The following is a 20,192-nucleotide window of genomic DNA, read 5'->3' on the forward strand; positions in this document are numbered from 1 at the left end:
TCCGGGGCAAAATGCACCTCCCAAGCGCCCGGCGGGTGTGATTTGCCCCGGACTACCCCGCCTCCAACCATTCACCAACCCGACCGGCCTAGCGTGACTGGCATCACACGCGTGAACACCGCGCAGCGCTGCCCAGGAGGCCGTACATGACCAGGATCGAACTCACCGTCGACGGCTCCAAGGTCTCGGACGAGGTGGAGCCACGCATGCTGCTCGTGCAGTATCTGCGCGAGAAGCTCGGCAAGACCGGCACCGTCATCGGCTGCGACACCAGCAACTGTGGCGCCTGCACGGTGCACCTCGACGGGCGCAGCGTGAAGTCGTGCAACGTGCTCGCCGTACAGGCGAACGGGCACGAGGTCACCACCATCGAAGGGCTCGCGGCCACCCACGACGGCGCCGAGGGCGAGCTGCACCCGGTGCAGGAGTCGTTCCGTGAGTGCCACGGCCTCCAGTGCGGGTTCTGCACTCCGGGGATGATCATGCAGGCCGTCGACCTGCTCGAGGAGAACCCGAATCCCACCGAGGAGGACGTCCGGCTCGGTATGGAGGGCAACCTCTGCCGCTGCACGGGCTACCACAACATCGTGAAGAGCGTGTTGCACGCCGCCGGAGGTGTCCGGTGAACAGCGCAGCGACCGCCACCGAAGACCTGCCGGACGTCGCCAAGGAGATCGGCCAGGGCCGCCGTCGCAAGGAGGACCAGCGGCTGATCACCGGCCGCACGCGCTGGACCGACAACATCACCCTGCCGGGGATGCTGCACATGGCGATGGTCCGCAGCCCCTTCGCCCACGCGACGATCACCTCGATCGGCGTCGAGGCGGCACAGGCCTCCGAGAACGTCGTCGCCGTACTCACCGGCGCCGACCTCGGCGAGGGTCAGGGTGTCTGCATCAATGCCTGGGCGATCACGACCGACCAGGTCACGCCGGCGCACGTGCCGATGCCGTCGGAGCGGGTGACCTTCGCCGGCGAGATCGTGGCCGTGGTGGTGGCCCGCAGCGCCGCCGCCGCCCGTGACGCCGCCGAGCTAGTCGACGTCGAGTACGACGAGCTGCCGGCCGCGCTGGACCTCAAGAAGGCAGCCAACGACGAGGTGCTGGCGCACCCCGATCTCGGCACCAACAAGTCCGCCTTCTGGAAGTTCGACTCCGAGGAGGCCGGCACCGGCGGCAACGTCGACGCGGCCATCGAGAAGGCCCGCGGTGACGGCATCGTGATCGAGCGGGAGTACCGCCAGCAGCGGCTCATCCCCGCCTTCATGGAGCCTCGCTCGACCGTCGTCGACCCCACCGGTGAGCAGATCACCATGTGGAGCGCGACCCAGATCCCCCACATCCTGCGGTTCGCGCTGGCCGCGACCACCGGGGTGCCCGAGTCCAAGATCCGCGTCATCGCCCCCGACGTCGGCGGCGCTTTCGGCGGCAAGCTCCAGCAGACTCCCGAGGAGATGATCACGTTCGCGGTGGCCCGCCGGCTCGGCAAGCCCGTGAAGTACACCGAGACGCGCTCCGAGTCGCTGATGGCCGCCCACCACGGTCGCGACCAGTGGCAGAAGCTGACGCTGAGCGCCGAGAAGGACGGCACCGTCACCGGCCTCAAGGTCGAGCTGCTCGCCGACCTGGGATCCTACGTCTCCCTCGTGGGTGGCGGCGTGCCCGTGCTCGGAGCCTTCATGTTCAACGCGATCTACAAGTTCCCCGCCTACCAGTTCAACTGCCAGACGGTCCTCACCAACAAGACCTGGACCGACGCCTACCGCGGCGCCGGGCGACCGGAGGCGACGTACGCCATCGAGCGGCTGATGGACGAGCTGGCCGCGGAGGTCGGGGTCGACCCGTTCGTGGTCCGCGAGAAGAACTGGATCACGAAGGAGGAGTTCCCCTTCACCACGATCGCCGGGCTCGAGTACGACTCCGGCAACTACGAAGCAGCGACCGAGAAGGCCAAGGCCAACTTCGGGTACGACGAGCTGCGGGCCGAGCAGAAGCAGCGCCGCGACGCTGGCGACCGCATCCAGCTCGGCATCGGCATCTCGACGTTCACCGAGATGTGCGGGCTCGCGCCCAGCCGGGTGCTCGGCAGCCTCAACTACGGCGCGGGCGGCTGGGAGCACGCGAGTGTGCGCATGCTGGCCACCGGCAAGGTCGAGGTCGTCACCGGTGCCTCGGCCCACGGTCAGGGCCACGAGACGGCGTTCAGCCAGATCGTCGCCGACCGTCTCGGCGTTGCCTTCGAGGACGTCGAGGTGCTGCACGGCGACACCCAGATCTCCCACAAGGGCCTCGACACCTACGGCTCCCGCTCCCTGGTCGTCGGCGGCGAAGCCCTGGTCCAGGCGGCCGACAAGGTGATCGAGAAGGCCAAGGTCATCGCGGCGCACCTGCTGGAGGCGTCGGTTGACGACATCGAGTTCGACGCCGGCCGCTTCGGCGTCAGGGGCACTGACCAGGGCCTGGCGATGGCCGAGATCGCGATGGCGACGTTCGCGGCGCACAACCTGCCCGACGGCGTGGAGCCGAGTCTCGACAGCGACGCGACGTACGACCCGGTGAACTTCAATTACCCGCACGGCACCCACCTGTGCGCGATGGAGGTCGACACCGAGACCGGCGGCGTACTCATGCGCAAGTACACCTGCGTCGACGACGTCGGGGTGGTCATCAACCCGATGATCGTCGAGGGCCAGGTGCACGGCGGGCTCGTCCAGGGCATCGCGCAGGCGCTCTGGGAGGAAGCGGTGTACGACGACTCCGGCACGCTGGTCTCGGGCTCGTTCGTCGACTACCTGCTGCCGACCTCGGCCGACACGATCAGCTTCGACGTGTCGCACAACTCGACGGCCTCGACCACCAACACGCTCGGCACCAAGGGCGTGGGTGAGGCCGGCACCATCGCCTCGACCCCGGCAGTGGTCAACGCCGTCGTCGACGCGATCCGGCACCTCGGCATCAACGACATCCAGATGCCGTGCACGCCCGAGCGAGTCTGGCGGGCCATCAACGCTGCGTCATCGGGAACAGGGGGCAGCAAGGGCGATGCGCCCACTGCCGGCGCCGCGGCCCCGCACTTCACCGAGGAGACCGGCATGGAAGGCCAGACCGACCGCACGGATGGAGCAGGCCAGTGATCCCCACCCAGTTCGAGTACCTCGCCCCGACCAGCGTCGACGAAGCCCTCGCGGCTCTTGCCGAGCACGGTGACGACGCCAAGGTCATCGCCGGCGGGCAGAGCCTGCTGCCGGTGCTGCGGATGCGCCTCAACGCCCCCGAGGTCGTCATCGACCTCGCCGGCATCGACGCCCTGCACGGCGTCCGCGACGACGGCGACGCCATCGTCATCGGCGCGATGACCACCCACCACGACGTGCTCCACGACCCGCTGGTCGCCGAGCACGCCGCGCTCCTCGCGAAGGCGGAGGAGCACCTGGCCGACGCCCAGGTCCGGCACCGCGGCACGTTCGGTGGCGCCCTTGCCCACGCCGACCCGGCCGGAGACCTCGGCGCCCCGGCGCTGGCGCTCGGCGCCGAGTTCGTGATCGCCGGCTCCGGCGGCAGGCGCACCGTGGCGGCCGGCGACTTCTTCGTCGATCTCTTCGAGACCGCGATCGCCGAAGGTGAGCTGCTCGTCGAGATCCGCATCCCCAAGCACACCGGCTGGGGCGCGCACTACGAGAAGTTCGTCCGGGTCGCGCACCAGTGGCCGATCGTCGCTGTCGCGGCAGCGGTCAAGTCGGAGGGCGGCACGATCACCGAGGCACGTGTCGGGCTGACCAACATGGGCTCCACGCCCCTGCGGGCCACGGCGGTCGAGGAGGCACTTGCGGGCCAGCCGGCCACCGAGGACGCCGTACGCGCTGCTGCGGCGAAGGCCGCCGACGGGACCAACCCGCCGTCCGACCTCAACGGTCAGGCCGACTACCGCAAGCACCTCGCCGGCGTACTCACCCGGCGCGCGGTGCTCGCCGCCGCGGGGGCCTGACCGGATGGAGCTGAACCACAGGTTCACCGTCCCGACGGACGTCGAGGAGACCTGGGCACACTTCCAGGACATCGCCTCGGTGGCCGAGTGCTTCCCGGGCGCCCAGGTGACGGAGGCCGACGAGACGAGCTTCTCGGGCTCGGTCAAGGTCAAGCTCGGCCCGATCGCGCTGGTCTACAACGGCTCCGGCAACTTCGTGGAGAAGGACGAGGCGGCGCACCGCTTCGTCGTCGACGCCAAGGGCAAGGACAAGCGCGGCAACGGTACGGCGGGCGCCCACGTCACGGTCTCCATGACCGATGCCGACGGCGCGACCGACGTGGCGGTCGACACCGACCTGGCCATCACCGGCAAGCCGGCCCAGTTCGGCCGGGGCGTCATGCAGGACGTCTCCGACAAGCTGCTCGGGCAGTTCGTGGCCTGCCTGGAGCAGCGGCTGATGGGTCGCGGGCCGGCGCCTGCCGCCGCCGCGACTCCCATCGCGGACCTGGCCGCGTCCGCCCAAGCGCCCACCGCTGCGCCTCCCCCGCGGGTCGAGAAGCCACCTCCGGCCCAGCCGGAGGCTCTCGATCTGGGCGCGGCGGTGCTACCCATCCTGGCGAAGACGTACTGGAAGCAGGCCGTCGGCGCCCTGGTCGGGATCGTCATCGTCTGGCGGCTGATCGCCAGGTGAGGTCTCGATACACCCGCTCGAGCGTATCGAGACCCCTGCACGCGGCTCAGCCCTTGCGGACGATCACGGCGGAGGTGGACGGCGTCGCGTTCGGCGACTTCGTCGTGACGGCGCGCAGCTGAGTGTCGCCCTTCGCGGGGAACCTGAACGTGATCGACGCCTTGCCCTTCTTGCCGATCCTGCCCGTCGCGCGCTTGATGTTCTTCCAGGCAGGGCCCTTCAGGAACTGCACCCTGACCTTCGAGCCCTTCGCCGGGACGTACGAGCCGGGCCGCTCGGCCAGCGTGGTGACCTTGGCCGTCACCCGCCTGCCCTTCTTCACCTTGTTCTTCATCGCCAGCGAGGTCTGGGTGGCGGGGTAGCGGACTACCAGGCTCGTGCTGAAGATCACCGTCTGGAAGCTGTTCCGCGTCTCGTACTGGAACCGGGTGCTGGCGGTGTACGTGCCGGGCGCGTCCAGGTTGCCGCAGTACTGCATCGTGGCCGACCCGGTGGAGGGCGCCGGAGTGCCCGTCGTCGAGCCGATGAAGCCGTAGGAGGAGTTGGAGCCGTCCGGACGGAACACGTCGGTCTTCAGGTTCCACGAGTTCGGGAAGGCGGGGTCGGGGGCGACGCTGTAGGTGAGCGGGTGCTCCGCGCAGGCGCCCGAGTAGATGACGACGTCCGGGATGGACAGCGAAGCCTCTCCGACGAGCCGATGGGCGGGTGCCGCAGATACCGGGGACATGAGCGCGAGTGGCGCTGCGAGCAGCATCCCTGCGACAGTCCCCACGACACTGCGAGTGATGTGCTTCGTCACGATGGATCTCTCTCCTTGATGGCGGTCGTGCCCGCGCTGACCCACGCCGCGGAGCGGCGTTCGTGGCCCGAGTCACGATGGTGTTCGAAGCGATCCCAACTTCCTAGACGGCGCACGAGGCCGAGAACCGCGGATCTCGACCACCTAGGCTCGCTGCCATGCGCGCAGTACAGGTGATCACGACCACCGGCCCGTCCGACCTCGAGATCCGCGACGTCCCCGAGCCCACGCCCGGACTCGACGACGTACTCATCGAGGTGCACAGCGTCGGCACCGCCTTCCCCGACCTCCTGCTCAGCCGTGGGCAGTACCAGCTCAAGCCCGAGCCGCCGTTCACGCTCGGCGCCGACTTCGCGGGCGTGGTGGTGTCGGGTCCGGACGGGTTCAAGCCGGGCGACCGGGTGGCCGGTGTCGCGCCGTACGGCGGAGCGGCGGAGCTGGTAGCGAACCCCGCGATCTCCACGTTCCACCTGCCCGACCACGTCAGCTTCGACGAGGGCGCGGCGCTGCCGATGAACTACCTCACCGCCCACTTCACCCTGGCCGAGCGCGCCGAGCTCGAGCCGGGCGAGACGGTGCTGGTGCTGGGCGCCTCCGGCGGAGTGGGTACGGCGTCCCTCCAGGTCGCGAAGGGCCTGGGCGCCCGCACGATTGCCGTGGTCTCCACCGACGCCAAGGCCCAGGTGGCGCGGGACGCGGGCGCCGACGAGGTGATCCTGCTCGACGGTTTCAAGGACGCCGCCCATGAGCTGACCGGTGGCAAGGGTGTCGACGTCGTCGTCGACCCGGTCGGTGGTGACGCGTTCACCGACGCACTGCGCTCCCTCGCCCCGCAGGGCCGGGTGATGGTCGTCGGGTTCGCCGCCGGCCAGGGCATCCCGGAGGTCAAGGTCAACCGGCTGCTGCTCAACAACGTCGACGTGCGCGGCGTCGGCTGGGGCGCCTACGCGATGGTCCGGCCGGGCTACATGCACGAGCAGTGGGCGGCGATCGAGCCCATGCTGGCCGACGGCACGATCAAGCCGCCGATCGGCGCGACGTACCCTCTCGTGGACTACGGCCAGGCCCTCATCGACATCGACGAGCGGCGGGCGCTCGGCAAGACCGTGGTCCACGTCCGCTGATCTAGCACGCGTCGTCACCCACCGAATAGTTAGGGTGGCGGGCGTGAGCACTCTTGACGACGCACGCCCGGGCATGGACCACGACATCCGGCCGCAGGACGACCTCTTCGGCCATGTCAACGGCAGCTGGCTCCAGACCACCGAGATCCCGAGCGACAAGTCGAGCTGGGGACCCTTCGTGTCGCTGGCCGACACCGCCGAGGAGCAGGTCCGGATCATCATCGAGGAGCTGGCGGCCGGCGAGGGCGCGACCGAGGAGGCCCGCAAGATCGGCGACCTCTACGCCTCCTTCATGGACACCGCCACCGTCGACAAGCTCGGCACCCGGCCGATCCGGCCGTTGGTCAAGGCCGTCGTCGGGCTGCGTGACATCCGCGACCTGGCGGCGTTCCTCGGCGAGTTCGAGCGGGTCGGCGGCAACGGCCTCTTCGGCTCGTACGTCGACACGGACGCCCGCAAGTCCGACCGCTACCTCTTCAACCTGACCCAGGGCGGGCTCGGCCTGCCCGACGAGAGCTACTACCGCGACGACAAGTTCGCCGAGATCCGCGACAAGTACGTCGCCTACCTGGCCCGTCTGCTCGACCTCGGCGACCGGCCCGAAGCTGAGAAGACCGCCCGGCAGGTGCTCGACCTCGAGACCGAGCTGGCGAAGGGTCACTGGGAACGCTCGGCCACCCGCGACGTGCTCAAGACCTACAACCTCACCACGATCGACGAGCTCAAGGCGCTGGCGCCGGCGTTCGACTGGGACGCCTACATCACCAACCTCGGCGGCACCACCGACACGATCGCCGAGACGTGCGTGCGGCAGCCGTCGTACTTCGAGCACCTCAACGCCGTGCTCGGCGCCACCCCGATCGAGGCGTGGCAGTCGTGGCTGATGGTCCGGGTGCTGCGCTCGGCCGCGCCGTACCTCACCGACGACCTTGTCGAGACCAACTTCGACTTCTACGGCCGCACCCTGTCGGGCACCCCCGAGCTGCGCGAGCGCTGGAAGCGCGGGGTGTCGCTCGTGGAGGGCGCCCTCGGCGAGGCCCTCGGCAAGGAGTACGTCGCTCGGCACTTCCCGCCGCGGTCGAAGGAGCTGATGGACCAGCTGGTCGCGAACCTGCTCGAGGCCTACCGCCAGTCGATCGCCAAGCTCGACTGGATGAGCGAGGAGACCAAGCAGCGCGCCTTCGAGAAGCTCAAGACCTTCCGGCCCAAGATCGGCTACCCGGTCAGGTTCCGCGACTACTCCGACCTGCAGATCGCTCCCGGTGACCTGATGGGCAACGTGGCCGCGGCGGCGTCGTTCGAGACCGCCCGCGAGCTCGCGAAGATCGGCTCGCCGGTCGACCGTGACGAGTGGTTCATGCTGCCGCAGACCGTCAACGCCTACTACAACCCGGGCACCAACGAGATCTGCTTCCCGGCCGGCATCCTGCAGAAGCCGTTCTTCAACCCCGATGCCCACGAGGCCGAGAACTACGGCGGCATCGGGGCGGTCATCGGCCACGAGATCGGCCACGGCTTCGACGACCAGGGCGCGCAGTACGACGGCGAGGGCAACCTCAACGACTGGTGGACCGCCGACGACAAGGCCGCGTTCGAGGTGAAGTCGAAGGCGCTCATCGAGCAGTACGACGGATTCTCTCCCCGCGCGCTGCCCGGCGAGAAGGTGAACGGCGCCCTGACCGTCGGCGAGAACATCGGCGACCTCGGCGGGCTGGCGATCGGCCACACGGCGTACCTCATCGCTTCTGGTGGCGAGGCCACGGTCGAGGACCGCCGCACCGTCTTCCTCAACTGGGCCTACTGCTGGCGCACCAAGCGCCGCCTCGAGCAGGAGCAGCAGTACCTCACCATCGACCCGCACTCGCCGCCGGAGTTCCGCGCCAACATCGTGCGCAACCTCGACGAGTTCCACGAGGTCTTCGAGACCGCGCCCGGCGACGAGCTGTGGCTCGACCCCGACCAGCGTGTGCGTATCTGGTGAACTGAGGAGACGGCGATGAAGGACCACGACGAGGAACCGGTAGTCCGGGTCGACGGCGGACTGCTGGTGGGCCACGACGGATCGAAGGCATCCGGTCAGGCGCTGGCCTGGAGCGCCGGCCTCGCCGCCCGGCTGCACGTGCCGCTGCACGTGCTGCGGGCGTGGAGCCTCACCAACGCGCCCCGGCCCGCCACGATGGAGCGCGGCTACATCCCGCCGCGCGCCGACTTCGAGAAGGCCGTCCGCGACGCGCTGGAGGCCGACCTCGCCAAGCTCGACCTACCCGCCGGGTGCCAGGTCGAGCTGCACGTCGCCCACGGGCAGTCGTCCGCCCGACTGCTCGAGGCGGCGCAGGGCGCCGAGATGCTGGTGGTCGGCTCGCGCGGTGCCGGCGGCTTCCGCGGCCTCGGCTTCGGATCGACCGCCGACCAGGTCATGCGCAACTCGCCGTGCCCGGTGATCGTCGTACCCACCAAGCAGCGCTGACGCCGGTCTTCAGCCCTTTCGGGCGTCCGACAGGGCGCTCGCGAACAGCTCACGCTCGGCGTCGCTGGTGAGCAGCTGGGGTCGTCGGTCGACCTCTTCGGCGAGGCGCTCCAACAACGGGTGCAAGGACTCCACGAACACCTTCGACACCCGCAGCTGGCGGCGCTCACCGGACTTGTCGGTGCCGATCATGACCACCGCCTGGTTGAACCACTCGGGGGTTGCGGCGCCGAGCCCGCCCTCGAAACGGGCCCGGACCTCTTCGACGTCGGCGAAGGCCATCGTCTGCGTGGGGGTGTCGCCCTTCAGGCGCGTCACCGTGGTGTCGGAGACGACGTAGTGGCGCTGGTGGAGATTCCACGCGCAGTACAGAGGCAGTACGACGAACAGCAGGAAGACGACCAGGGTCATGCCCCAGCCCACGAGTAGCGCGGGCATCGCGTCCTCGGCGAGTGCCTTTCCGACCATGCGCAAGGTCGGGATCACCAAGACGAGCCCGCAGGCGAGCAGGAGCCATACGACGCTCGTGCGTTGCGGCAATTCGGCTCCGAGTCCGGCATCCATGTTTGCGGAGCATACGTTGGTGGGCAGTCTCCTGAGCCGCGCCTGCCCGACGGCGACGCGCGACACCCACCAAGCAAGGATGAGGACCATGTCCATCTCGCGACTCGAGGCCGTGCTCGCCTCGATTGACTCCAAGGCCGACTCGGCCCTCACCAAGCTCGACCAGGCCGCCGAGTTCGCCTCCCGCAGCGAGCACCTCGAGGTCGAGGGCGAGTCCGAGGATCGGCTCGCCCGAGTCTCGGTCGACGGCACCGGTCAGGTCCAGTCCCTCGTCATCGACGACGGTTTCACGGACGCGACGGCCGCACAGCTGGCGGGCAGTGTGATGGAGGCGATGCGCCAGGCGCAGGGCCGGCTGAGCTTCCGCATCGACCAGCTCGGCGCCGAGATCTACGGCGAGGGCTCGCCCGCGGTCGAGGCGTTCACCACGTCCTACCGCAACCGCTACGGCTACGAGGAGGTTCCCGAATGAGTGGCTTCGACGTCGACCCGGAGGCAATGCGCCAGCACGCGCACCGCGTCCGGGGTCTGTCCGACAAGGCCGGTCAGGCCACGGCCGCCGCCCATCAGGTCAGCTTCTCCTCCGAAATGTTCGGCAGCATCGGCTCGATGCTCGTCGGCCCGTTCATGGCGCCGCTCCAGGGCGCGGGTGTCCTGTCGACCGAGTCGATCGAGGGGGCCCTGGGCGACACCTCCGAGTCCATCAAGGGCATGGCCGACACCTTCAGCTTCGTCGAGGGCGCCGTGACCGACTTCTGGACCGCAATGAAGGGGAGCCTCTGATGAGCTCACTCGTCGTCGAGCCCGGCAACACCGACCGTGGCTGGGTCACCAACTTCGACAGCTTCGCCAACGGCACCAACGGTCTGAAGATGGTCGACGGTGCCGCCGACTCGGCCACCGCATTCAGCAGGGGTGACTGGATCGAGGGCTCGATCAACGGTGTCAGCGCGGCCATCGACGTGGTCGGCATGATCCTCAACCCGCTCGGCTCGGTCTGCTCGATGGTCATCAACTGGATCCTCGAACACTGCGGTCCCCTGCAGGACTGGCTCGACGAGCTGCTGGGTGACCCCGGCGTCATCAAGGCCTCATCCCAGACCTGGAGCAACATCGGCGACCACCTCGGTTCCCTGGGTCCCGAGTACAGCCAGCTCGCGAGTGCCGACGCGGCCGGCTACTCCGGCCTGGCGATCGACGCCTACCGCCTCGCCGCCGACGCCCTCGCCGGTGTCATCGAGGGCCTGTCCAAGGTGTCGTACGGCGTGAGTGCCGGCATCACCGTGGCAGGTGGCCTCCTGGCGGGAGTCCGCGACTTCATCCAGGGACTGTTCTCCGACATCGTCGGGGACGCGGCCGGAGCCATCGCGCAGTCGGCACTCACCCTGGGCATCGCTGCGCCGTCTGCCCTGGGCGGTCTGATCGCCAAGGCCAAGAGCGTCGTCCAGCGCTGCCAGGCGTTCATGAAGGCACTGGCCACGTCGCTCGACAAGATGGCCAAGCTGCTTGCCGACATCAGCCCGGCCTTGGAGTCCTCGACGAAGCTGCTCGCCGACATCTGCCGCAACGGCGCCAACATGCCCGTCAGCTTCGCGATCTCCCTGGGCAAGGGCGTGTCAGGATCCGACGACACCTGATCGGGCTGGCGTTGTGGTCGAATGCGCTGTGCACAAGCCCGGCCACGACCAGTCGTCGTACCCACTGCGGATGGAGTGGGGCCCCACTGGCGCCGCCGCAATCGGCGGCGGCGCCGACATCGCTGTCGTCGTCGACGTGCTCTCCTTCACCACCACGCTGTCGGTGGCGGTCGAGCACGGGATGACCGTCTTTCCCTACCGCTGGCAGGACGACGCCGCCGTCGCGTACGCCGCGGCGCGCGACGCGGTCCTCGCGATCGGGAGGTTCGAGGCGGCCGGCCGGACCGGGCAGGTATCGCTCTCGCCGGCCTCGCTGGAGCAGGTGACCGGGGTCGGGCGCATCGTGCTGCCCTCGCCCAACGGCTCCACCATCGCCTTCCTGCTCGCCGAGTCGGGAGCCCGGGTCGTGGGTGCCTGCCTGCGCAACGCACCCGCCGTCGCGGCCTGGCTGCGGCCGTACGTCGCCGACGGCGCGCGGGTCGCCGTCGTACCCGCGGGGGAGCGGTGGCTAGACGGGTCCCTCCGCCCGGCGGTCGAGGACCTCTGGGGTGCCGGCGCGGTGCTCGCCGGGCTCGACGAGACCGGCTTCAGCCCCGAGGCCCGGGTCGCGGCCGCTGCCTTCCGCGCGGTCGAGCCGGTGCTTGCGGAGGAGCTGGCGAAATGCGCGGGCGGGGTCGAGCTGAGCAGCGGTGGCTTCGACGACGACGTACGCATCGCGGGTGAGTACGCCGCGAGCGAGGTCGTGCCGGTGCTCGACGGGGACGCCTTCCGGGCGACCTAGCGGGACTCGGCGAGAGCCTTCTCGAACTCGGCGCGCTGGTCGCCCAGGATCTCGGGCCGGGTGCGGGCCTCTCGGTCCAGGTGCTCGAGCAGGGGCTCGAGCGTTGTCACGAACGCACGCGAGGCGTTGATCTCGACGGGCTTGCCGGACGGGTCGGTCCCGCTGACGGTCACCGCTGTGTTGGTCGCCGCCCCGAAGCCGCCGCTGGTGCCGATCTCGACCTGCGTGACGTCCTGGAAGCGCACCTGGGTGCGGACGTTGCCACCGAAGGTGCCGGTGACCGCGTCGTCGGAGACGTAGATGTGCAGCCGGTTGAAGAACCACGCGAGACCCAGGGGCAGCAGGACCACGAGCACCAGCAGAGCCGCGGCCATGACCCACGCGCCGACGGCCGGCCCGGTCTCCCGGACCGAGGCCGCCTTGCGCATCGCGAGGAACGTGGGCCACGCGAAGAACAGCGCACAGATCAGCCCGCCCCACACGAACAAACCGCGTTGAGGGAGCTCGGTCCCGAGTCCAGTCGACATGTGTGGGAAGCATAGTGTCGGGGGTACTAGCGAGGGGGGAGCACCGCGACCACGCGGGCTTGAAGGAGATTCCACAGATGAGTATGTCGCGACTGGAAGCCGTGCTGGCGTCCATCGACGAGAAGGCCGACAGTTCCTAGCGAGGCTGAGCCAGGCAGCCGAGTTCGCCTCGAAGAGTGAGCACCTCCAGGTGCCCGGCGAGTCGGGTGATGGTCTCGTGACCGTCGTGGTCGACGGATCGGCCCAGGTGATCGAGGTGCGCTTCGACGACGACTTCCACGCCGCTTCAGCCACTGAGCTCGGCGCCGACGTGATGGCCGCGCTGGCGCAGGCCCGGCGCCGGTTGAGCTTCCGGATCGACGAGCTCGGCACGGAGATCTACGGCGAGGAGTCGCCGGCCACGCGGATGTTCGTCGACAGCTACCGCGACCGCTTCGGCTACGAGGAGATGTGATCGCGACTTCATCCAGGGCCTGTTCTCCGACCTCGTCGGCGCTCTTGTCGACGAGGCAGCGAAGGCCGTCATGACCCTCGGCATCGCTGCTCCGGCCTGCCTGGCCGGCCTCATCGCCAAGGCGAAGTCGATCATCGAGAAGTGCCGCACCTTCATGAAGGCGCTGGCCTCCTCGCTCGACAAGATGGCGGCCCTGCTCGGCAAGATCAGTCCGGCCATGGAGTCGGCCACCAAGACGCTGTCGAAGTACGTCGTCGAGGGCGCCAGCCTGCCGGTCGAGACGGCCCTGGACTTCGGCTTCTCCATGGGCAAGGGCGCCACCGGCATCAACAACCCCTGATCGCCACTACTCCCGCTGAGTGCTCTCGTCCGAGTCCGCGTCACCGACGAACGTCGCGAACGCGTCGCGGTAGAGGATGTGTCAGCAGCGGGTCGATGGACCCGACTTGTCGAAGAGCTCTCGGTTGTCACGAGAGGTGTCCATCAGGGCCCTGTGGATGCGGGACACCGCCTTGTCGGTAGCGCTTGATAGACAGGGCCCATGCCCGACACCGAGACCGTGACTACCGCCGAGACGACGGCCGTACGCCGCGCTGCCGAGGAGCACCTGCGCGCGCTGGTGGGACGTGACGACGCCCGGCTGCGCGACGACCAGTGGTCGGCGATCGAGGCGCTCGCGGTCGACCGTCGCCGTTCGCTCGTGGTGCAGCGCACGGGCTGGGGCAAGTCGGCGGTCTACTTCGTCGCCACGTTGTTGCTGCGAGCGCAGGGGTCCGGGCCGACGATCATCGTGTCGCCGCTGCTTGCCCTGATGCGCAACCAGATCGCCGCCGCGGAGCGGGCCGGCATCCGGGCGGTCACGATCAACTCCACCAACATCGAGCAGTGGCAGCCGATTCACGACGCGATCAACGCCGGCGAGATCGACGTGCTCCTGGTGAGCCCGGAGCGGCTCAACAATCCGGGCTTCCGTGACGAGGTGCTGCCGCGGCTGGCGGCGACCGCCGGCCTGCTGGTGATCGACGAGGCGCACTGCATCTCCGACTGGGGCCACGACTTCCGGCCCGACTACCGGCGCATCCGCACCCTGCTCAACGACCTGCCCGCCGGCATCCCGGTGCTGGCCACGACGGCCACCGCCAACGCCCGGGTGACCGACGACGTGGCCGAGCAGCTGGGCAAGGACGTGCTCGTGCTGCGCGGCTCACTCGACCGCGAGTCGCTGCGGCTGGGCGTCGTCCGCCTCAAGACCGCCGAGCAGCGGCTCGCCTGGCTGGCCGACCACCTGGCCGAGCAGCCGGGGTCGGGCATCGTCTACTGCCTGACCGTCGCGCAGACGCAGGAGGTCGCCGACTACCTGCGCTCGCGCGGGCACGAGGTCGCGGCCTACTCCGGCCAGACCGAGACGACCGAGCGGCAGGCGCTCGAGCAGGCGCTGGTCGACGGCCGGGTCAAGGCGCTGATCGCGACGAGCGCGCTCGGAATGGGCTTCGACGCGAGCCTCGGGTTCGTCGTCAACCTCGGCGCACCGGCCTCTCCGGTGGCCTACTACCAGCAGGTCGGCCGTGCCGGCCGAGGCACCGATGACGCCACCGTCGTGCTGCTGCCGGCGATCGAGGACCGCGACATCTGGGCCTACTTCGGCTCGCTCGCGTTCCCTCGCGAGGAGCTCGTGCGGCAGACGCTCGAGGTGCTGGCCGGCTCACATAAGCCGCTGAGCACCGCGGCCCTGGAGACGTACGTCGAGCTCAACCGCAACCGGCTCGAGACGATGTTGAAGGTGCTCGACGTCGACGGCGCAGCCCGACGGGTGCAGGGCGGCTGGACCTCGACCGGGCAGCCGTGGACCTACGACGCCGACCGCTACGCCCGGGTCGCCGAGGCCCGCGAGCGCGAGCAGCAGGCGATGCTGGCCTACCTCGACACCGACCGGTGCCGCATGCAGTACCTCCGCGACCAGCTCGACGACCCCGCCTCCGAGCCGTGCGGCCGGTGCGACAACTGCGGCGGCATGACCCTGTCGAGCGCTGTCTCCGAGGCGTCTGTCTCCGAGGCGCACGAGCGGCTGAGCCGCCCGGGCGTCGTGCTGGAGCCGCGTAAGATGTGGCCGTCCGGGCTCGCCACCCTCGGCCTCGACCTCAAGGGCAAGATCTCCGGCGGCGCGGCAGAGGGCCGCACCATCGCCCGCCTCACCGACCTCGGCCACGGCCAGGCGTTGCGTGACCTGTTCCGACCCGGCGACGTGACGGACGGTCCGGTGCCGCCCCGCCTGGCTCGCGCCCTGCTCGAGGTGATGAAGGACTGGGCGGCCGAGTGGCCGGAGCGTCCGCAGGCGATCGCGCACGTCGAGTCCGCGACCCGGCCGACCCTGACCCGCGACCTGGCCGAGGGCATCTCCAGGGTCATGCAGATCCCGGTGGTCGGCCGCTACGCCATCGTCGACCCCGAAGTGCGCCCCGGGCAGGGTGCGATGAACTCCGCCCAGCGGGTCGCCGCCGTCAGCCGCCGGTTCGGCCTCGACGCCGACGTCCCCGCCGGCCCGGTGCTGCTCGTCGACGACCTCGTGGTCACCGGCTGGACGATGACCCTGGCCGCGCGAGCCCTCAAGGCGGCCGGCGCGACCGTCGTACTCCCGCTGGCGCTCGGGACGCAGAGCTGAGCCGTGGGCGGTCAGGTCTCAGACTGTTTCAGAACCCATAAGGTCGGCCAGGTCGACGATGTCGGTGTCGGCCGGTCGAGCGGCGTCGAGCTGCTCGTCGAAGCCGGCCAGCTCGTAGGCGTCGGAGGCCGGACCGTACGGGTTGTCTATCTTGAGGATCTGGTGCGGAGCGTTTGCCGAGATCCAGTACATGGGCGGCGGTATGTCGTGGCCTGACGTCTCGTGGAACAGCCACGCGTCGACGTCATTGATCACTTGGGGTTGTCCCGTCGCCTTCGAGCTGTCGGGCGAGCGCTTGGCCAGGCCGTCCAGGAACCTGCCCAGGTCGCAGAAGCGGCGGAAGGCCTTACCCATGTCGGCGGGGACGCTCACCCATCGGTCGTCCACGAGCGACATGACCTTGTCGGCACGAGCGCCCACCTGGCTACGCCAGAACGTCGCGTCAGGTTTCAGGAAGTACTCGTCGTCGACTCCGATCAGGTCGAAGGAGCCGGTGTCACCCAGTTGCAAGTTCCCGTGGCAGTCGCCGCGTTTGCTCAGTTGCATCTGCACGTCGATGCGCTGCCCGTCGTCGGTGAACCATCCCGAGAGCCGGAGAGTCTCGAGCTCCGCCATGTCATCGAGAGCGGTGGCGTAGAACTCCGAGAGCTTCGGACGTGGCACGGGCTCGGTCGACTGCGCGGCTTCGTGGTCGGGCGCACCTCCGCCCGCACAGGCGGTGAAGCCGAGCATCAGCCCGGCAACCAGTGTGACCGTGCTGAACCGTCGCATGTGTCCCCCCGAAGATGTGTCGGTATGAGAACACACCCGGGTGTCCGGGGGACAGGCTTCGGCTACCGCGTCCTCACGTGGTCGTAGTAGTCGCGCGGCGTGCCGTCGCGGTCGATCAGCGACAGCAGCTTCAGGCCCGCGACCTCGACGGTGCGTGAGCTCACCCAGGCCAGCGCGATCGACGGGATCGCGACCAACACGGCGGTGAAGACGAAGAAGGCTCCCGGTCGGGCCTCGGGCAGCGCGCCGATGCTGCCGAGGAACCGCATCACGGGCTCGTGGATCAGGTAGATGCCGTACCCGAGTCCGCCGACCCAGGCCAGCGGCCTCCACTCGAGCGCGCGCGGCCACGGTCCGTCGTGCAGCACGATCGCGGCCATCGCGACGGTGATCGCCAGCGCGTACGCCGGGTGCCACCACTCGCCCGCGATGGTCTGCGGCCGGGTCGCCACCAGAGCGACGAGCGCGGCCAGACCGACGACGGCGAGCACGCCGCGCGCCCAGGCGCCGAGGCGGACACCGGCGGCCACGGCGACCGCGAGTGCGGTGCCGAGTCCGAAGGAGGCGCCCCGGGAGATCGGGGAGAACCACGTCGACCAGTTCTCGATCGGCGGCTGGCTGACCAGGATGTTCCAGGCGAGGTAGCCCAGGCCAGCGACGGTCAGGACGACCGGCAGCGCCGAGGCCACGGCCAGGTGACCGCGGCGGCTGCTCGCGCGGCGTACTCCTGCGGCCACGAGCGGCACGGACAGCGCCATCAGCGCGTAGAAGTGGAACTCCACGCCGAGCGACCACGCGGGGCCGATGGTCCAGAAGATGTAGTCGTCGCTGTAGACGTGGGTGAACGTCAGGTGCATCAGCAGGTCCTGCCAGTGCCCGGGCAACGACGGGTTGGTCGTGGTCCAGACGACGAGCACGACGACGTAGTAGAGCGGCAGCAACCGCGCCGTCCGTCGGAACAGCAGCACCCAGCCCGGCCGCTCGGGGCCGTTGCCGAGAGCCGCCCGGGCGACGGGCAGCCAGAGCACGAAGCCCGACAGGACGAAGAACATCTCGACGAACAGCTCGGTGCCGAGCATTGCCCGGTGGGCGCCGCCAGAAAACGGCCACACTCCGTCGGCGCCGGTGCCGGTGCGGTTGTGCTGGTAGGCGTGGAAGAACACGACGGCCAGCGCGGCGAGTCCGCGCAGCCAGCCGAGGGGGTAGGTCGTACGCGGGCCCGCTGTGGTCTGGACGGCGTCCGGACGGCGGGCGGTGAGATCGGTGGCGCTCATGCGGCCCCCTCCTCGGGAGCACCGATCGTGACGGTGGTGTCCCTGTCGTCTGTGGGCTTGTCATCGGAGCTGGCTGTGCTCTGCGCGGTGCGCGGAGTCACCACCCACTTGTGCTCCCCGCGCAGCTGCTTGAGGTGCGCAACACGGCTGATCAGGTTCTTGAACTCGGTGTAGGCGAGCAGGTTGGCTATCGCGGCGTACACGAACCAGCGCGGGTGCGCCTTCAGCTCGGGCGCCGACAGTCGCCAGGCCGCCAGCGTCTGGAGCGGCCCCGACACCGAGACGAACAGAGTGGCCAGCAAGAACAGCGGCGAGCTGAGGTCGAGCCCGCCGTCGCGCCAGGCTAGGAAGCCCAGCAGGGGCCACGCGGTCATCACGATCCACGGGTAGACCTCGCGCCACCCGAGCAGGTAGCTCACGCCGACCTTCTGGCGCAGACTCAGTCGCGGCGACTTCAGGACGGGCCACAGATGCCGGCACGACACCTGGAACCAGCCCTGCGCCCAGCGCATCCGCTGGCTCCACAGCGCGGAGACGGTGTCGGGCGCCAGCTCGCGGCTGATCAGCCCGGGGTCGTTGACCAGCCGGCCGCCGGCCTCCAGGACGCGCATCGAGGCCTCGATGTCCTCGGTGAGGTACGACGCGCGCAGCCGGATCCGCTCCAGCGCGGCGGCACGCCAGTAGCCGTTGGACCCGCCGAAGACGCCGAACCCGTGCAGCGCTGCGCGACCCGGGTGCGAGACGGCGTAGATCTGCTCGAACTCGACCGCGATCAGCCGGGTCAGCCACGAGTCGCCCGCGTTGCGGATCACGCAGTGCCCCTGGACGACGTCGGCGCCGTCGGCGATCCAGCGCCATGCGCGGTCGAACGCGCCCGGCATCGGGTGGTGGTCGGCGTCGAAGATGCCGACGAACTCGCCGTCGGCCACCCGGAGGGCGGCGTTGACGTTCTGCGCCTTGGACGTGCTGTCGTGCACCTTGACGATGGTCAGCGCGTCGTGCTCCGCGGCCATCGCCTCGAGCTCCGCCTCGACGGTCATCGGGGCGGGCGTGTTGTAGGCGAGCACGACCTGGAGCCCGCCGTCGTACTGCTGGCGGAGGAAGTGTTGCAGCGTCTCGACGATCGAGTCGGCCTCGTTCGGCAGGTACGCCGCGATCAGGGCGCTGGCACGCGGCGCGGGGCCCTCGGGGACGTCGGGAACGCGCGGCGGATCGAGGGCGTGCGCGCTCTCTGCCCAGATGGTGGCGGCCGTGACGAGCAGGGCCCCGACCAGCGCCCAGTACAGGCCGCCGGACAGGTCGAGGCCGAACCGGTACGCCGCCACGAGGGCGAAGAACGGAAGCAGCACGCTGCCGACGGTGGCGGCGATGACCTGCCGGCTGCCGGTCCACCAGCTGACGTGCGGCTGGCGGTCGCGCACGTGCACGCCCTGCTGCCGGGGCTGGAGGTCGCGCTGGGACACGGACTCGGCGGCCGCCTTGGCGGCCTGCTCGCGGGCCTCGTCGGGGCCCTGCTTGGCGGTGATCGGCGCCCAGCCGACGCCGAGGTCCACAACGCCGGCGTGGAAGCCGAGCCGGTCGAAGACCTCGATCGCGTGGTAGGCCATCTCCTGCAGCCGCACGGGCTTGGCGGCCCGGTCGGCGCGCCGGAGGCGGAAGACGAGCCGGCCGTCGTCGGTGGCGGTGACGACTTCGTCGCGCTGGAGGTACGCCGCCAGCAGGTGGGCGGCTTCGTCGGCCACGGCCTCGGGGGCGCGGGCGTAGGCGGTCACGTCGTGGCCCTGCTCGTGCCCGGGCTCGGCCCAGGCGGGGACGATGACCGCGACGATCTCGCGACGCAGCGGGCGCCGGCGCCGGGGCCGCAGCACGTCGTCGTGCGAACCGACGCGGCTGGCGACGGCTCGGGCCTGTTCGAGGGGACTGCGGGGAAGGGCTCTTCGGGACAGCGTCGTTCGGGGAGGGGAAATCAGGGACACATCGGACCTCTCGGACACGGATCGGTCGATCTGGCGATCGGGGTGAGGGGCGGGCGCGCGCACTGCGTGAGGCGCGGGGCCGGATCAGAAGCCTCCGGCGGGGCGAGCTACCCACCGTGCCGAGAATGGGGTGCCGGATTCAAGTCGAGGGCGCGTGTTCCGGGCACGGCCCCGCCTGAGCGGCCGCTAGGTGTGTGCAGCGCCACCAAATGCAGCACGGCCGCCCACCGGAAACCGGGGGCGGCCGTGACGGTTGTCGCTGGACTGGGCTCAGTGCCCCATCATCGCGGCCGGGTCGACCGGGGCGACCTTCTTACGAGGCAGGAACGCCGCCGGGATCAGGCAGCAGGCGACCAGGATCGTGGCGACGATGAAGACCGTCGCGAACGAGTCGGCCATGTCGCCGGGCACCTGGGCCAGGACACCGTTGAGCAGATCGGGAGCGAGGCCGAACTTCTCGAGCACCGCAGCCACGGCACCCTGGTCGTCACCGGCGGCCCTG

At 69.8% G+C, this 20,192-nt stretch carries 21 protein-coding genes; 14 read left to right on the forward strand and 7 right to left on the reverse strand.

The genetic code is table 11. The features are described 5' to 3' along the window. Positions 1-146: 146 nt before the first annotated feature. Genes H4Q84_RS14195 through H4Q84_RS14210 form a run of 4 tightly spaced genes read left to right on the forward strand, consistent with a single transcriptional unit; the run spans position 147 to position 4,657 of the window. The gene (locus H4Q84_RS14195) at positions 147-626 is read left to right on the forward strand and encodes a (2Fe-2S)-binding protein (protein WP_248579743.1); all 480 of its coding nucleotides are present in this window, start codon (positions 147-149) and stop codon (positions 624-626) included. After that, on the forward strand, positions 623-3,133 hold the full coding sequence (locus tag H4Q84_RS14200) for a xanthine dehydrogenase family protein molybdopterin-binding subunit (RefSeq protein ID WP_248579744.1): 2,511 nt from the start codon (positions 623-625) through the stop codon (positions 3,131-3,133). Before H4Q84_RS14195 ends, H4Q84_RS14200 begins: the two co-directional genes overlap by 4 nt. Then, entirely contained in the window at positions 3,130-3,984 is an 855-nt protein-coding gene (locus tag H4Q84_RS14205; RefSeq protein ID WP_248579745.1) for a xanthine dehydrogenase family protein subunit M, read from the forward strand. The genes H4Q84_RS14200 and H4Q84_RS14205 overlap by 4 nt, the downstream gene beginning before the upstream one ends. 4 nt (positions 3,985-3,988) lie before the next feature. Then, on the forward strand, positions 3,989-4,657 hold the full coding sequence (locus H4Q84_RS14210) for an SRPBCC family protein (RefSeq protein WP_248579746.1): 669 nt from the start codon (positions 3,989-3,991) through the stop codon (positions 4,655-4,657). 46 nt (positions 4,658-4,703) lie between these two features. Here H4Q84_RS14210 and H4Q84_RS14215 read toward each other — a convergent pair whose 3' ends face one another. Beyond that, positions 4,704-5,456 (reverse strand): hypothetical protein, encoded by a 753-nt coding sequence (locus H4Q84_RS14215; protein ID WP_248579747.1) that lies wholly within the window; start codon positions 5,454-5,456, stop codon positions 4,704-4,706. 158 nt (positions 5,457-5,614) lie between these two features. Between H4Q84_RS14215 and H4Q84_RS14220 the strand changes: the two genes are divergently transcribed. From H4Q84_RS14220 to H4Q84_RS14230, 3 genes are read left to right on the forward strand one after another with little or no spacing between them, the layout of a single operon-like run. After that, entirely contained in the window at positions 5,615-6,580 is a 966-nt protein-coding gene (locus H4Q84_RS14220) for an NADPH:quinone oxidoreductase family protein (RefSeq protein WP_248579748.1), read from the forward strand. Between the two features lie 43 nt (positions 6,581-6,623). Continuing rightward, on the forward strand, positions 6,624-8,561 hold the full coding sequence (locus H4Q84_RS14225) for a M13-type metalloendopeptidase (RefSeq protein ID WP_282580244.1): 1,938 nt from the start codon (positions 6,624-6,626) through the stop codon (positions 8,559-8,561). A gap of 15 nt (positions 8,562-8,576) precedes the next feature. After that, positions 8,577-9,047 (forward strand): universal stress protein, encoded by a 471-nt coding sequence (locus H4Q84_RS14230; protein ID WP_248579749.1) that lies wholly within the window; start codon positions 8,577-8,579, stop codon positions 9,045-9,047. 9 nt (positions 9,048-9,056) lie between these two features. Here the strand turns inward: H4Q84_RS14230 and H4Q84_RS14235 are convergent, their stop codons facing one another. Next, positions 9,057-9,611, reverse strand: coding sequence for a hypothetical protein (locus H4Q84_RS14235; RefSeq protein WP_248579750.1), 555 nt, complete (start codon positions 9,609-9,611; stop codon positions 9,057-9,059). Positions 9,612-9,699: 88 nt separating this feature from the next. Here H4Q84_RS14235 and H4Q84_RS14240 point away from each other — a divergent pair, with 88 nt between their 5' ends. From H4Q84_RS14240 to H4Q84_RS14255, 4 genes are read left to right on the forward strand one after another with little or no spacing between them, the layout of a single operon-like run. After that, positions 9,700-10,083 carry a YbaB/EbfC family nucleoid-associated protein gene (locus tag H4Q84_RS14240; protein ID WP_248579751.1) on the forward strand — a complete coding sequence of 128 codons (384 nt, stop codon included), beginning with the start codon at positions 9,700-9,702 and terminating at the stop codon, positions 10,081-10,083. Then, positions 10,080-10,394, forward strand: a complete 315-nt coding sequence (locus H4Q84_RS14245) for a hypothetical protein (RefSeq protein ID WP_248579752.1) — start codon at positions 10,080-10,082, stop codon at positions 10,392-10,394. Before H4Q84_RS14240 ends, H4Q84_RS14245 begins: the two co-directional genes overlap by 4 nt. After that, entirely contained in the window at positions 10,394-11,248 is an 855-nt protein-coding gene (locus H4Q84_RS14250) for a hypothetical protein (RefSeq protein WP_248579753.1), read from the forward strand. The genes H4Q84_RS14245 and H4Q84_RS14250 overlap by 1 nt, the downstream gene beginning before the upstream one ends. Positions 11,249-11,276: 28 nt before the next feature. After that, the gene (locus H4Q84_RS14255; protein ID WP_248579754.1) at positions 11,277-12,029 is read left to right on the forward strand and encodes a 2-phosphosulfolactate phosphatase; all 753 of its coding nucleotides are present in this window, start codon (positions 11,277-11,279) and stop codon (positions 12,027-12,029) included. On the opposite strand, the gene H4Q84_RS14260 is transcribed toward H4Q84_RS14255, so the two are convergent. After that, positions 12,026-12,556 carry a hypothetical protein gene (locus H4Q84_RS14260; RefSeq protein WP_248579755.1) on the reverse strand — a complete coding sequence of 177 codons (531 nt, stop codon included), beginning with the start codon at positions 12,554-12,556 and terminating at the stop codon, positions 12,026-12,028. The two genes, H4Q84_RS14255 and H4Q84_RS14260, sit on opposite strands and share 4 nt — an antisense overlap. On the opposite strand from H4Q84_RS14260, the gene H4Q84_RS23210 reads away from it, so the two are divergent. The 3 genes from H4Q84_RS23210 to H4Q84_RS14275 all read left to right on the forward strand — a co-directional run bounded on the left by H4Q84_RS23210 (position 12,555) and on the right by H4Q84_RS14275 (position 15,669). Then, positions 12,555-13,010, forward strand: a complete 456-nt coding sequence (locus H4Q84_RS23210) for a YbaB/EbfC family nucleoid-associated protein (protein ID WP_282580245.1) — start codon at positions 12,555-12,557, stop codon at positions 13,008-13,010. The two genes, H4Q84_RS14260 and H4Q84_RS23210, sit on opposite strands and share 2 nt — an antisense overlap. Positions 13,011-13,080: 70 nt before the next feature. Further along, positions 13,081-13,350, forward strand: a complete 270-nt coding sequence (locus tag H4Q84_RS14270; RefSeq protein WP_248579757.1) for a hypothetical protein — start codon at positions 13,081-13,083, stop codon at positions 13,348-13,350. A 201-nt stretch (positions 13,351-13,551) separates the two neighbouring features. Further along, positions 13,552-15,669 (forward strand): DEAD/DEAH box helicase, encoded by a 2,118-nt coding sequence (locus H4Q84_RS14275; RefSeq protein WP_248579758.1) that lies wholly within the window; start codon positions 13,552-13,554, stop codon positions 15,667-15,669. 18 nt (positions 15,670-15,687) lie between these two features. Here H4Q84_RS14275 and H4Q84_RS14280 read toward each other — a convergent pair whose 3' ends face one another. From H4Q84_RS14280 to H4Q84_RS14295, 4 genes are all read right to left on the reverse strand, one after another. Beyond that, positions 15,688-16,440: a hypothetical protein gene (locus H4Q84_RS14280; protein ID WP_248579759.1), complete on the reverse strand. Its 753-nt coding sequence runs from the start codon at positions 16,438-16,440 to the stop codon at positions 15,688-15,690. Between the two features lie 62 nt (positions 16,441-16,502). Further along, a complete protein-coding gene (locus H4Q84_RS14285; RefSeq protein ID WP_248579760.1) occupies positions 16,503-17,714 on the reverse strand; it encodes an acyltransferase in 1,212 nt (403 codons plus the stop codon). Continuing rightward, complete coding sequence (locus tag H4Q84_RS14290) at positions 17,711-19,582, reverse strand: glycosyltransferase (RefSeq protein WP_248579761.1); 1,872 nt, start codon at positions 19,580-19,582, stop codon at positions 17,711-17,713. The genes H4Q84_RS14285 and H4Q84_RS14290 overlap by 4 nt, the downstream gene beginning before the upstream one ends. A gap of 378 nt (positions 19,583-19,960) precedes the next feature. After that, positions 19,961-20,164 (reverse strand): hypothetical protein, encoded by a 204-nt coding sequence (locus H4Q84_RS14295; protein ID WP_248579762.1) that lies wholly within the window; start codon positions 20,162-20,164, stop codon positions 19,961-19,963. Positions 20,165-20,192 lie beyond the last annotated feature (28 nt).

The sequence above is a fragment of the Nocardioides sp. InS609-2 genome, from assembly GCF_023208195.1.
Classification (GTDB): domain Bacteria; phylum Actinomycetota; class Actinomycetes; order Propionibacteriales; family Nocardioidaceae; genus Nocardioides.